The 13,005-nt window shown below is 58.6% G+C and carries 13 protein-coding genes; 11 read left to right on the plus strand and 2 right to left on the minus strand.

The window, feature by feature from the left end; all coding sequences use genetic code 11:
* Nucleotides 1–67 precede the first annotated feature (67 nt).
* The 8 genes from ABRP31_RS28175 to rsd all read left to right on the plus strand — a co-directional run bounded on the left by ABRP31_RS28175 (nt 68) and on the right by rsd (nt 7,669).
* Nucleotides 68–1,150 carry a sensor histidine kinase gene (locus tag ABRP31_RS28175; RefSeq protein ID WP_087271504.1) on the plus strand — a complete coding sequence of 361 codons (1,083 nt, stop codon included), beginning with the start codon at nt 68–70 and terminating at the stop codon, nt 1,148–1,150.
* Complete coding sequence (locus tag ABRP31_RS28180; RefSeq protein WP_087271507.1) at nt 1,147–1,893, plus strand: LytTR family DNA-binding domain-containing protein; 747 nt, start codon at nt 1,147–1,149, stop codon at nt 1,891–1,893. The genes ABRP31_RS28175 and ABRP31_RS28180 overlap by 4 nt, the downstream gene beginning before the upstream one ends.
* A gap of 217 nt (nt 1,894–2,110) precedes the next feature.
* Entirely contained in the window at nt 2,111–3,052 is a 942-nt protein-coding gene (gene hemC / locus ABRP31_RS28185; RefSeq protein WP_349971258.1) for a hydroxymethylbilane synthase, read from the plus strand.
* Nucleotides 3,049–3,825, plus strand: coding sequence for a uroporphyrinogen-III synthase (locus ABRP31_RS28190; protein ID WP_349971259.1), 777 nt, complete (start codon nt 3,049–3,051; stop codon nt 3,823–3,825). The genes hemC and ABRP31_RS28190 overlap by 4 nt, the downstream gene beginning before the upstream one ends.
* Nucleotides 3,826–3,874: 49 nt before the next feature.
* Nucleotides 3,875–5,017: a uroporphyrinogen-III C-methyltransferase gene (locus ABRP31_RS28195; protein WP_087271514.1), complete on the plus strand. Its 1,143-nt coding sequence runs from the start codon at nt 3,875–3,877 to the stop codon at nt 5,015–5,017.
* A complete protein-coding gene (locus tag ABRP31_RS28200) occupies nt 5,014–6,258 on the plus strand; it encodes a heme biosynthesis HemY N-terminal domain-containing protein (RefSeq protein ID WP_087271517.1) in 1,245 nt (414 codons plus the stop codon). Before ABRP31_RS28195 ends, ABRP31_RS28200 begins: the two co-directional genes overlap by 4 nt.
* A 230-nt stretch (nt 6,259–6,488) precedes the next feature.
* The gene (locus ABRP31_RS28205; RefSeq protein ID WP_349971260.1) at nt 6,489–7,016 is read left to right on the plus strand and encodes a disulfide bond formation protein B; all 528 of its coding nucleotides are present in this window, start codon (nt 6,489–6,491) and stop codon (nt 7,014–7,016) included.
* 179 nt (nt 7,017–7,195) lie between these two features.
* On the plus strand, nt 7,196–7,669 hold the full coding sequence (rsd, locus tag ABRP31_RS28210) for a sigma D regulator (protein WP_087271523.1): 474 nt from the start codon (nt 7,196–7,198) through the stop codon (nt 7,667–7,669).
* A 202-nt stretch (nt 7,670–7,871) separates the two neighbouring features.
* On the opposite strand, the gene ABRP31_RS28215 is transcribed toward rsd, so the two are convergent.
* Nucleotides 7,872–8,549, minus strand: a complete 678-nt coding sequence (locus ABRP31_RS28215) for an FKBP-type peptidyl-prolyl cis-trans isomerase (RefSeq protein ID WP_087271526.1) — start codon at nt 8,547–8,549, stop codon at nt 7,872–7,874.
* Between the two features lie 216 nt (nt 8,550–8,765).
* On the opposite strand from ABRP31_RS28215, the gene ABRP31_RS28220 reads away from it, so the two are divergent.
* The gene (locus tag ABRP31_RS28220; protein ID WP_349971261.1) at nt 8,766–9,926 is read left to right on the plus strand and encodes an AlgP family protein; all 1,161 of its coding nucleotides are present in this window, start codon (nt 8,766–8,768) and stop codon (nt 9,924–9,926) included.
* Here the strand turns inward: ABRP31_RS28220 and ABRP31_RS28225 are convergent.
* The gene (locus ABRP31_RS28225; protein WP_349971262.1) at nt 9,923–10,387 is read right to left on the minus strand and encodes a TIGR02444 family protein; all 465 of its coding nucleotides are present in this window, start codon (nt 10,385–10,387) and stop codon (nt 9,923–9,925) included. The genes ABRP31_RS28220 and ABRP31_RS28225 overlap by 4 nt on opposite strands.
* A 46-nt stretch (nt 10,388–10,433) precedes the next feature.
* Here ABRP31_RS28225 and ABRP31_RS28230 point away from each other — a divergent pair, with 46 nt between their 5' ends.
* Together ABRP31_RS28230 and ABRP31_RS28235 are read left to right on the plus strand one after the other, a co-directional pair.
* Nucleotides 10,434–12,344, plus strand: a complete 1,911-nt coding sequence (locus tag ABRP31_RS28230) for an ATP-binding cassette domain-containing protein (protein WP_349971263.1) — start codon at nt 10,434–10,436, stop codon at nt 12,342–12,344.
* A 16-nt stretch (nt 12,345–12,360) separates the two neighbouring features.
* On the plus strand, nt 12,361–12,948 hold the full coding sequence (locus ABRP31_RS28235) for a mechanosensitive ion channel family protein (RefSeq protein WP_349971265.1): 588 nt from the start codon (nt 12,361–12,363) through the stop codon (nt 12,946–12,948).
* Nucleotides 12,949–13,005 lie beyond the last annotated feature (57 nt).

Below are 13,005 nucleotides of genomic sequence, written 5' to 3' on the forward strand. Positions count from 1 at the left end.
AACAGGTTGGGATTTTTTTATTCGTGGGCAGCTTGCCGCCTGAGCCAGCACAGTCGAGACTGGACCCATGCGAAATAGCTTACCGAAACAACCCTCGCCCAAAGGGCCTGGCAAAGAATTCTTTCTCCCCGAACTGTGCCTGCCACAAGCGCTGCTGGTATTGGTGTTGCTCGCGGAGTTACTGGTGCTGGTTTTGGTGCTGGTCGAGCCTATGCGCCCGAGTTTTGATTGGGTTCGGTTGGCCCTGATGTCGCTGTTCGTGCAATGGATTGTGCTGCTGTCGGCCGCGTTGTTGTGCGGGCTTCGGCCTTGGTTGGCGCGTCTGCCAGCGGGTCGTGCGGGAGTGTTTGGTTGTTTGCTGGTCGTAGCAATCACGCTGCTCTGCACCGCAGTCACTGACGTGTGCCAGCTTACGGGCAAGGTGACTTTTGGTGTGATGGTGGAGCGCTACGTGCGCTATGGCGTGATCGCCCTGATCATGTCGGCACTGATGCTGCGGTACTTTTATTTGCAGAGTCAGTGGCGAAAGCAGCAGCAAGGCGAGTTGCGCGCTCGTATTGAATCGCTGCAAGCGCGCATCCGGCCGCACTTTCTGTTCAATACGCTCAACAGCATTGCGAGCCTTGTAGCCACCAATCCGGCCAAGGCCGAGCAGGCGGTGCTGGATCTGTCCGACCTTTTTCGGGCCAGTCTGGCCAAGCCTGGAAGTCTTGTTACGTGGCGCGATGAACTGGAATTGGCAAAACGATATTTATCGATTGAGCAATATCGTCTTGGCGAGCGTCTACAGTTGGACTGGGTGATCAGTGGAATTCCGGACGATCTTCCAATTCCCCAGCTAACCTTGCAGCCATTACTGGAAAACGCTTTGCTTTACGGGATTGCACCTCGCGTCGAAGGAGGTGTCGTAAAGGTTGAAGCAGATTATGAAAGGGGAGAGTTCATATTGTGTGTAAGCAATCCCTATGACGAAGTTGCCAGTCGGCAGACTTCCAACGGCACTCAACAGGCCCTGGTAAATATCGGTGCTCGTCTTACGGCACTTTTTGGCCCGCAGGCCAGTCTGAGCGTGGAGCGCCGTGACGGTCGTCACTTCACCTGTCTACGCTATCCTTGTGCGAGACTCACGCAGGAAGCCAGAGCTATATGAATGTCCTGATCGTTGATGACGAACCGCTGGCCCGCGAACGGCTAAGCCGGATGGTCAGTGAAATTGAGGGTTACCGGGTTTTGGAGCCCGGCGCGTCCAATGGCGAAGAAGCCTTGGCGCTTATTGAAAGCCATAAGCCGGATATCGTTTTGCTGGATATCCGCATGCCGGGCCTCGATGGTCTGCAGGTCGCTGCCAGATTGTGCGAGCGGGATACCCCGCCTGCTGTTGTCTTTTGTACTGCGCACGACGAGTTTGCCCTTGAAGCTTTCCAGGTCAGCGCGGTTGGCTATCTGGTCAAGCCCGTGCGGCCGGAGCATCTGGTTGATGCTTTGAGAAAAGCAGAGCGTCCCAACCGCGTGCAGTTGGCGGCCATGACGCGCCCCGCGGCGGAAAGCGGCAACGGACCACGCAGCCACATCAGTGCACGGACCCGCAAAGGTATCGAGCTGATCCCGTTGGATCATGTGATCTATTTCATTGCAGATCACAAGTACGTCACGTTGCGCCATGAAGGCGGTGAAGTCCTGCTGGACGAACCGTTGAAGGCGCTGGAAGACGAATTCGGCGATCGTTTTGTGCGCATCCACCGCAACGCGCTGGTTTCACGCGAGCGCATCGAGCGCTTGCAACGTACGCCTCTGGGGCATTTTCAGTTGTTCCTCAAAGGTCTGAATGGCGATGCACTGATCGTCAGCCGCCGCCACGTGGCCGGTGTGCGCAAGATGATGCAGCAGCTTTGATTTGGCGGTATGAATGAATCCTGACTGTAGGAGCGCACGAGCACCGCGAGGCCGCGATCGCAGCCTGCCTGATGCACCGCGATCGCAGCCTCGCGGTGCCCGTGCGCTCCTACAGGCTCGAGATCACTGATCTGAATCATGACTGCGACCACACAGCGCTGAGCCGTTTTGTCTGAACTGTTATTATCCGTCGCAACTATCATGTACGGATTGATCCATGTCCTCTCGCGAAATCCGCATCGCCACCCGCAAAAGTGCGTTGGCCCTCTGGCAAGCCGAATACGTAAAAGCACGTCTGGAACAGTCTCATCCGGGGCTAATCGTGACATTAGTGCCCATGGTTAGCCGTGGCGACAAATTGCTCGACTCCCCGCTTTCGAAAATCGGTGGCAAAGGACTTTTCGTCAAAGAGCTGGAAACCGCTCTGCTGGAAGAGCGTGCGGACATTGCGGTCCATTCCATGAAAGACGTGCCGATGGACTTTCCGCAAGGCCTTGGCCTGTTCTGCATTTGCGAACGGGAAGACCCGCGCGACGCCTTCGTCTCAAATCACTTCGCCAGTCTTGAAGCGTTGCCCGCTGGCAGCGTAGTCGGCACCTCCAGCCTGCGCCGCCAAGCCCAACTGTTGGCACGTCGCCCTGACCTGAAAATTCAATTCCTGCGCGGCAACGTCAACACACGTCTGGCCAAGCTCGATGCGGGTGAATACGACGCGATCATTCTTGCAGCTGCAGGCCTGATTCGTCTGGGCTTCGAAGACCGGATCACTGCCAGCATCAGTGTTGACGACAGTCTGCCTGCCGGTGGCCAGGGTGCAGTCGGTATCGAGTGCCGCAGCGTTGATGCTGAAATCCATGCCCTGCTCGCGCCTTTGCATCACGATGCGACAGCCATCCGGGTGGTTGCCGAGCGTTCGCTGAACAAACACCTCAACGGCGGCTGTCAGGTGCCTATCGCGTGTTATGCCGTGCTTGAAGGTGAGCAGATCTGGTTGCGCGGTCTGGTGGGCGATCCATCCGGCGCTTTGTTATTGCGTGCCGAAGCGCGTGCGCCGCAAGCCGATGCTCAGGCGCTGGGTGTTCAGGTTGCCGACGCGCTGCTGGAGCAAGGCGCAGAAGCCATTCTCAAGGCTGTCTACGGCGAGGCAGAACGAGAATGAGCGATTGGCGACTGCTGCTGACCCGTCCTGCAGAAGAGTCCGCCGCGTTGGCGCAGACTCTGGCTGACGCCGGGATATTCAGCAGCAGCTTGCCGCTGCTCGACATCGAACCGCTGCCGACCAGTCCCGAACAGCATTCAATGGTTCAGGATCTTGACCTCTACAGTGCCGTCATTGTGGTCAGCAAACCCGCCGCGCGCCTGGGCTTGAAGCTGGTTGCGCAGCTGTGGCCGCAGACTCCCATTCTGCCCTGGTTCAGCGTTGGCGCAGGCACCGCGCAGATTCTTCAGGACTATGGCCTCGACGTCAGTTGGCCAGAGAATGGCGATGACAGTGAGGCCTTGCTTGATTTATCTCGACTGCAACAATCCATCGCCATACCCGGTTCGCGCGTGTTAATCATGCGCGGTGAAGACGGTCGGGAGTTGCTCGCCGAGCGCTTACGCAGCCTGGGCGCCAGTGTTGATTATCTGCCGCTGTACAAGCGCAACTTGCCCTATTATCCATCTTCGACGCTGGCCCAGCGTATCCAGGCGGAACGCTTGAACGCGGTGGTGGTCAGCAGTGGGCAGGGTTTTGAACACCTGCGTCAGTTGGCAGGCAATGCCTGGCCTGAATTGGCGCTTTTAACTTTATTCGTGCCGAGCCCACGGGTTGCCGAAATGGCGCGTGAGGCCGGAGCCCGAACAGTGGTGAATTGCCGTGGCGCGAGCGCTGCGGCTTTGCTGGCAGCGTTGCGGGAACAACCCGGGCCTGCTCTTCAGGCGTATTGATCGACGTGATGTTTTTTACGGATTACGCCCAAATGCAAAGGATGGATACGTGAGCGAAACAGCCTTGCCTAAAGATGATTCTGAATCTGTGCTGACACCACCGACCCCCGATCCATTGCGGCCTGAGCGTCCAGCCGGGCGCAGTAACGGTCTGGTTGTGCTGGCCTTGTTGTTTGGCGTTGGAGGTATTGCTGTCGCCGGTTGGGGGGTATGGCAACTGCGCGCTGTTCAGGCCAGTCACCAACTGCAACGTACGCAAATGCAGGACATCGCCGCGCAAACCCTGACGTTGCAAACCAGCGAGAAACAGCTCTCTGAGCGGCTGGCGCAACTTCCCCCTGCCGATGAGCTGGAAGAACGCCGTCGTCTGGTTGCGCAGTTGCAAGGCGATCAGCAGCGCTTGAGTCAACGACTGGAAACCGTACTCGGTGCCAGCCGCAAGGACTGGCGCCTTGCCGAGGCCGAGCATTTGCTGCGTCTGGCGAGCTTGCGTCTGTCTGCATTGCAGGACATCAACAGCGCTCAGGCGCTGGTGCAGGGCGCTGATGAAATTCTTCGTGAGCAGGATGATCCCGGATCATTTGCTGCCCGGGACCAACTGGCGAAAAGCCTGGCATCACTGCGCAGCATCGACCAGCCGGACCGCACCGGGCTGTTTCTACAGCTCGCAGCGCTGCGTGATCAAGTTGCACAGCTCAATGAACTGGCCCCGGAATACAAAGACAAGGGTGAGTCGCTGCTGGGCCTGACCAACGCCAAAAGCGAAGACAGTCATTTGGTGCAGTGGTGGAACGAGATATCTCACTACATTCGCATCGACTTCAATGCCGACAAGAACATCCGCCCATTATTGGCCGGGCAAAGCCTCACCCAGGTTCGTCTGGCATTGAGCCTTGCGCTCGAGCAGGCACAGTGGGCCGCCCTGAATGGCCAGCCAGAAGTGTTTGAACAGGCGTTGGCCGAAGCGAAAGAGGTGCTGCGCACCAACTTCAATCAGGATGACTCCCAGAGCAAAATGCTCTCCGCGCGGCTGGACGAACTTTCCAAACAGCCGGTTTCGGTGATGACGCCTGACCTTGCGCAGAGCCTCAGCGCCGTTCAGGCCTACCTTGAGCGGCGTCATGCCTCGGCCGATGCGCCGGGTGCCGTGAACAGCCAGCCCGCTGAAGCCCGTCAGGGGACGAGCCCATGAAACGTGCCTATGTGCTGTTGTTCATCGCCATTGCCGTAGCTGCGGCGATTGGTGTGGCGATTGCCGAGCATTCCGGCTACGTCCTGATCGCCTATAAAAACTTCCGCTATGAATCCAGCCTCTGGGCCACGCTGGGCCTGCTGTTTGCCATCTGGCTGGTGCTGGTCGTGGTGCGTCTGCTGGTCCGTCTGCTCACAGCGTCCGGCTCAGTTGCCAATCCATGGTCGCGGCGCAACCGCAGCCGCCGTGTGCAGGTTGCAATTGAGCAAGGACAGATGGACCTGGTGGAGGGTCGTTGGGCCAGCGCACAACGTCATCTGCATCGTGCCGCCGAGGCAGAACCGCAACCGTTGCTTTACTACCTTGGCGCCGCTCGCGCTGCCAACGAGCAAGGTCGTTACGATGAAAGCGACAGCTTGTTGGAGCGCGCACTCGAGCGTCAGCCCCAGGCAGAGCTGGCGATTGCACTAAGTCACGCCCAGTTGCAGCAAGACCGAGGCGACACCGATGGTGCGCTGGTTACCTTGCAGGCCATGAACGAGCGTCATCCACATAACGCGCAAATCCTGCGTCAGCTACAGCGCTTGTATCGTCAGCGCGGCGAATGGTCTGCGTTGATCAAGCTGATGCCTGAATTGCGCAAGGACAAGGTTCTGCCACCCCAAGAACTGGCAGAGCTAGAGCGCCGTGCCTGGGGTGAAAACCTCACGCTGGCGGCTTACCGCGAGCAGGAAGACGATGGCAGCTCGGCTGGCTTGCCCGGTCTGGATAACGCCTGGAAAGGTCTGACCTCGGCGCAACGTCAGGAGCCACAGCTGGTATTGGCCTACGCTGAACAACTGCGTCGATTGGGTGCGGACGCGCAAGCTGAAGAAGCACTGCGTAGTGCGCTCAAGCGTGAATACAACAGCCATCTTGCTCGTCTGTATGGCCTGGTGCGCGGCAGTGATCCGGGGCGCCAGCTCCAGACGGCAGAGGGTTGGCTGAAAAATCATCCTGACGATCCGAGCTTGTTGCTGACGCTGGGACGGTTGTGTCTGCAAAGCAGTTTGTGGGGCAAGGCACGTGATTATCTGGAGGCCAGTCTGCGTTTGCAGCGCAATCCGGAAACCTGTGCCGAGCTGGCTCGTCTGCTGGGTCAACTGGGTGAGACCGAGCGTAGCAATCAGCTTTTTCAGGAAGGCTTGAGCTTGCTCGACGAGCGCCTTCTGGCACGACCGCTTCCTGCGCTGGCAGGCTGACAGGGTCAGCCAGAAGGGCTGTCTCTGCTATGGGGGCGCAGGCGGCAATGTAGGAATAATCTTGGGTGTTCGCTCGTTGTAGGTAATTTCCTTCACGGGGCGGTGATGAAGCCGTCATCCATTGTCTACAAATGCCCACCTAAACAGGGACGTATCCTTACGGCAGCGCCTTGAAAGGGGGTGACGCTTTCTCTACCGTAACTGCCTTCGTCTCTTGTTACGGATTTGCCATGCAACTGGCTCACACGCGCTCCCTGTTTTTTCTGGTGTTCATTGCCTGCGCAATGATCATCGGCTCTGTTTTCTACTTGCAGTGTGTGGTCGGCCTCTCACCTTGCGTACTGTGCCTGTGGCAACGCGCAGCGCTTGCCGCCAGCGGCCTGGTGGCGTTGATCGCTACGCTTCATGCGCCAGACCGTAAAGGGTTTCGCGCTTACAGTGTGATCATTCTGCTGCTGACGTTAGCCGGTGCTGCAATTGCTGGTGGCCAGGTGTGGCTGCAGACAGCATCCGCCGATGAAACCATCGCGGTGATTGCCTGGGCTGAATGGCTGCTCGATACCGTTTCTCTGCACCATCTGGTCGACGGATTGCGGGGCGACGCCTCGATCTGCGCAGAAATTTCCTGGTCGTTGTTTGGCATCAGCTTGCCGGAGTGGAGTTTGCTGGCTTTCGTCGGGTTGGCATTGCTCATGCTCAATGCGCTTTTCAGGGCTTCGGCCCGGGTTGTAACTGCCGAAAGTCGGGTCGAGGATTAAACACTTGTATGAACTTTCTCTCCTGCGTACCTTGATGGGCTAGTCATGCGGGCATAATCTGGCCCGCAAGCGTTATTGGAAATATGCATCATCTGTTGCCTATAAAGCCTGTGTCGTCCACCGACGAGCTCGAAACCAGGCCTGCACAGACTGCGTGCCCCTGAAGGGAAGAGATCATCATGTTGGAAAGCTGTCAGAACGCGCAGGAACGCTGGGGTGGGGTCAATAAGCTGATTGATCGCTGGCTGCAGGAACGCCTTGAACTGGTCCGCGTCTACGATGCTCTCGGTGATACGCCCGAAGCGCTGGCTGCCGATCGTGAAGGCTTGCAGAAATTCTGTGAAGTGTTGGTCGATTACGTTTCGGCCGGTCACTTTGAAATCTATGAACAGCTCAACAGCGAAGCCAAGGCATTCAATGATGAGCGTGGCCTTGAGCTGGCAGATACCATCTACCCGCGTCTGAAAGTCATCACCGAATCCGCGCTGGCCTTCAATGACCGCTGTGACAAAGGTGACTGCTCTGATTGCACCGTCGTTGCTGCGGAATTCAACAAGCTGGGTGGCTTGCTGCATGAGCGTTTCGAGTTGGAGGACTGCCTGATTGAGGTGCTTCACAACTCTCACAAGGAAGAAGCGGCTGCTCAAGCCTGATGACTTCTGCGTGAATAAAAAGGGGTGCCATTGGGCACCCCTTTTTCGTTTCTGCGGAACTGTCGCGCAGCAACCACAGGATCTTTAGGAGCTGCCGAAGGCTGCGATCGCGATGTGTCAGGAGAAGAGCTTCGCAGCCTTCGGCAGCGCCTACAGAAAATCCACTTCAATCCAGTATTTTGATGGCGTCTGGTGTTGGTTCCTACTGCGACACCCCAACCAGTTCGATTTCAAACACCAGCGGCGTGAACGGGTCGATCAAGTCACCTGCGCCTTCTGCGCCGTAGGCTTCTGCCGAGGGAATGACCAGACGCCATTTGGCACCGACGGGCATGTTTTGCAGCGCAGTAGTCCAGCCGCTGATCACGCTGTCGAGACGAAACCACTGCGGCTGGGCGCTCTGATCGAAGACCGTACCATCTGGCAGGCGCCCGACGTAGCGAACCTGAACCCGGCCATCAGCGCTTGGCTTGGGGCCTTTGCCTGCGACCAGTTCGGTCATCAATATCCCGTCGGCCAACTCAGTGACACCGGGTTTGGCTTTTTCGCTGGCCATGAACTTCTGCTCACCTTCCATGGCGGCTTCGCTGAGCGGCTCGACGTTGCCTGACGCTTCGGCCTCGGCCACAGCGGCGTCATGTTCGCGAAGGATTTGCTCGATGCGCTCCTTTTTCAATGCCAAAGGTTTGCCTTGATAGGACTGCTGCAAACCTTCGATCAAGGCAGGCAAATCAAGGTCCGGCACTTCCTGATGCAAGCGTTCGCCCAGGCTTGCGCCAAGGCTGTAAGCGAGATCGTGCGCCTCGCTGGAGGGGGCGGCCTGTACAGCCTGAACCACCGGCAACAAGACGAACAACGACGTTAACAGGTAGCGCGACATGAATGCTCTCCGGCCTGGGAAGGCAGCGATTATGCCAGTGCAATGGCCTTGTGGGACGGGTGTTTGAAGATGAATTTCGCGTAGGTTCGCAGTTGACTGCTACAAGCATTTATCCCCCTATGCAACAGCGGACGTTTCGTACTGTCAAGATGCCCTAGCGGCGCTGCGGGCAGAGGTCTAGTATGAGCCGCAAATCAGTCAGCCTGGAGGTAAGTCATGTCGGCCAAGAACAAGCCAGTAAATACTCCGTTGCATTTGCTACAACAGCTGTCGAGCAGCTTGCTCGAACACCTTGAAGACGCCTGCTCCCAAGCGCTGGCTGATGCGGAAAAACTGCTCGCCAAACTTGAAAAACAGCGTGGCAAAGCGCAAGAAAAACTGCACAAGTCGCGTACCAAATTGCAAGACGCAGCGAGTGCGGGTAAAGCCAAGGCTCAGGTCAAAGCCAAGTCCGCCGTTGCCGAACTCGAAGAGTTGCTGGACGCGCTGAAAGAGCGCCAAAGCGAAACCCGCGGCTACATTCTGCAACTCAAGCGTGATGCCCAGGAAAGCCTGAAACTGGCTCAAGGCATTGGCCGAGTCAAAGAAGCTGTCAGCAAGGCCCTGACCAGCCGTGCCGCTAAACCGGCTCCAGCCAAAGCAGTACCGGCCAAGGCTGTCGCTGCCAAAGCCAAAGCTCCTGTTGCCAAAACCGGTGCTGCAAAAGCACCCGCAAAAACGGCGACCAAGGCTCCAGCCAAAGCACCTGCCAAAGTAGCGGCCGCCAAGCCTGCCGCGAAGGCCCCGGCCAAAGCGCCAGCCAAGGCAACACCAGCCAAAGCAGCGGCAAAACCTGCCGCCAAAGCTCCGGCTGCTGCAGCAAAGCCAGTGAGCAAGCCAGCCGTTAAATCGGCAGCCAAAGCACCTGCCAAAACTGCCGCTGCAAAGCCAGCGTCAGCCGCTAAAGCGCCGGCTAAAACTACAGCAGCAAAACCTGTCGCCGCTAAAGCACCGGCCAAAACTGCAGCAGCTAAACCTGTCGCCGCTAAAGCGCCAGCCAAACCTGCCGCGGCCAAACCCGCTGCGAAGCCTGCCGCTAAAGCGCCTGCTGCCAGCGCAGCCAAGCCAGCGGCTAAAACCGTTGCCGCCAAGCCTACTGTGAAAGCACCGGCCAAGGCTCCAGTCAAAGCAGCTGCAAAGCCTGTCGCTAAACCAGCTGTCGCCAAGCCAGCAGCAGCGAAGCCAGCCGCTAAACCTGCAGCTGCCAAACCAGCCGCTGCGAAGCCGGCAACACCTGCTGCTCCTGCTGCGACCCCAGCGCCTGCTGCGGCGCCCGCTGCACCAGCGACACCTGCGCCTTCGGCATCCAACAGCAGCACTCCAACCAGCGCTTCCTAAGGCTGGTTCATCGCGACGCGCAGCACCTGCAGCGCGTCGTGATTTTGCCCGGCGGCCTCGCCCGCCAGGCAAATCAACCAATCCCCTTGCTCTGCCAATTTCTGTGCGGACCACTCCAGTGTGTGCGCTTCCAGCCTTGTCAGCAGTTCCCGTTCCGCTTCCAGCTCAAGTGCTTTGACTTGCTCACGTAGCACGCTCAAGGGTGTGTCGTGCTGAGCGCTATTGCGCCACTGCATGCGTAATTCCCGAAGCGGGCGCACCACGTTGTCATGCCAGGGCGTGGCCAACTGTCCGATTTCCCTGACGCGTTCGTGAGTGCAAACGATGCCGCGCCGGGTCAGCCATACGCCGCACAACAGCAGGCAAACATTGGCGCCGCTGGCCTGCAGGCTCAGACAAGCCTGTTCGACGCCGGGCCGGGCGTACAAATCGAGGGTGAAACTCCAAAGGTCTGAAGGCATAGTGCGCTACCTGTTTGAGACGAAGCTGGTAGACTCCGCCGCCATTATGATTCGACTTCAAAGCCTTACCTTACAGCGTGGCCCGCAACGTCTGCTAGAAGACGCCGAGCTGACCCTGCACGCCGGTCAGAAAGCCGGCCTCATCGGTGCCAATGGCGCCGGTAAATCCAGCCTGTTCGCTTTGCTTCGGGGTGAATTGACCCCCGACGCCGGTGACTGTCTGCTACCTGCCGACTGGCGTATCGCGCATATGCGCCAAGAGGTCGACACCCTTGAGCGCATCGCCGTGGACTATGTCCTCGATGGTGACCTGCGCTTGCGCGAAGTGCAGCGCTTGCTGGTTGAAGCGGAGGCGGCTCAGGACGGCGCAGCCCAGGCGAGGATGCACTCGGAGCTCGACAGTGCCGATGGCTACACCGCCGATGCACGGGCACGCAAGCTGCTGGCCGGGCTGGGTTTTACCAACGAACAGATGGAAAAGCCGGTTGGGGATTTCTCCGGTGGCTGGCGGATGCGTCTGAACCTGGCGCAAGCCTTGATGTGCCCTTCGGATTTGTTGCTGCTCGACGAACCGACCAACCACTTGGATCTCGATGCGATCCTGTGGCTGGAAGACTGGCTGAAAAGCTATCCGGGCACTCTGCTGCTGATTTCCCACGACAGGGATTTTCTGGATGCCGTGGTCGACCATGTCGCCCACGTCGAGCAGCGCAAGATCACGCTTTATCGCGGTGGCTACAGTGCTTTCGAGCGCGCCCGTGCCGAGCGTCTGGCCCAGCAGCAACAAGCCTACGAGAAGCAGCAGGCGCAGCGCGCGCACATGGAAAAATTCATCACGCGCTTCAAGGCTCAGGCCACCAAGGCCAAGCAGGCCCAGAGCCGGATCAAGGCTCTGGAGCGGATGGAAGAACTCTCCGCCGCGCATGTGGATTCGCCGTTCGACTTCACCTTCCGTGAGTCCAGCAAGATTTCCAGCCCGCTGCTGGATCTGTCTGATGCGCGTCTGGGTTATGGCGATCGGGCCGTGCTGGAGAAGGTCAAGTTGCAGTTGACCCCTGGCGCTCGCATTGGCTTGCTCGGGCCGAACGGCGCGGGTAAGTCGACACTGATCAAAAACCTTGCAGGTGAACTCGAACCCTTGAGCGGCCACATGGCTCGTGGCGAGAACACCGTGGTGGGTTACTTTGCCCAGCATCAGCTGGACTCGCTGGATGCCAAGGCCAGTCCAATGCTGCACCTGCAGCGTATCGCCCCGACAGAGCGCGAGCAGACGTTGCGTGATTTCCTCGGTGGTTTCGACTTCCGCGGCGGGCGCCTTGATGAGCCGGTACTGAATTTCTCGGGTGGTGAAAAAGCGCGTCTGGCTCTGGCCTTGATCGCGTGGGACCGGCCGAACCTGTTGCTGCTCGACGAACCTACCAACCACCTGGATCTGGAAATGCGCCTGGCGTTGACCATGGCTCTTCAGGAATTCAGTGGCGCGGTACTGGTGGTCTCTCACGATCGGCATCTGCTCAAAAGTACGACCGATGACTTCCTGCTGGTCGCTGACGGCCGCGTTCAGGAGTTCGATGGCGATCTTGAAGACTACGCACGCTGGCTGGCTGATTACCGGCTGCGCAATGCGCCAGTCAGCAACACGCCGGTCAACGTCGACAAGACTGATAAAAAGGCCCAGCGCCAACAAGCAGCGGCGCTGCGTCAGCAGTTAGCCCCGCACAAAAAGCTGGCCGACAAACTTGAGCGCGACCTCGGCACGTTGCACGAGCGGCTTGCCAAGGTTGAAGCGGAGTTGGCCGACAGCGCCAATTACGAGGCGGCCAATAAAGACAAGTTGCGTGATTTACTGGCTGAACAAGCGAAGCTCAAAGTGAGTGAAGCCGAGCTGGAAGAGTCCTGGATGGAAGCTCTGGAGTTGCTGGAGTCCATGCAGGCTGAACTGGAAGCACTTTCGTGAACAAGGCGAGGGATTGATGGACGCATTTGGATCACTGGTTCCGCCGCATTGGGTGGAGCCGATCTGGCTGGGGTTGCAGATCCTGTTGATCCTGGTCGCTGGTTACATGGCACAGCGGTTGGTTGGGCGCTTTCTCACCCGTCTCGGCGAGCGTTATCCGTTGCCGCCTGAGTTGCTGCTGCCACTGCGCGGCGGTTTGCGCTGGTTCATCATGGGCAGTGCGTTCGTGATCGTGCTGGGTCAGCTCGGCGTTTCTGCGACCGTGTTGTGGACCGCGCTCTCAGGCTTCGTCGCGGTTGCCGCCGTGGCGTTCTTCGCTATGTGGAGTGTGTTGTCCAACCTGCTCTGCGCCGTTTTGATCTACACCATCGGCCCGTTTCGAATTGGCGATGTGGTCGAGCTGGTCGATACCCTCGACAAGCCGGGCGTCAAAGGCCGAGTACTGGAAATCAATCTGATGTTCACCACGCTGATCGAGCCTCCCGAGGCCGGTGGCGCGCTGGTGCAGGTCCCCAATAGCCAGTTTTTCCAGAAGTCGGTGCGCCGTTGGCGCGGTACGGACGGCTTCCCGACCATTGCGGTCGATAAAACGCCGGAAAATTAATTTCGCGGCAACCCCTGCTGAACCTAGTCAACTGCCCGAGAAGCTAATAGCTTATCG

It is taken from the genome of Pseudomonas caspiana (assembly GCF_040224095.2).
Lineage (GTDB): Bacteria > Pseudomonadota > Gammaproteobacteria > Pseudomonadales > Pseudomonadaceae > Aquipseudomonas > Aquipseudomonas caspiana.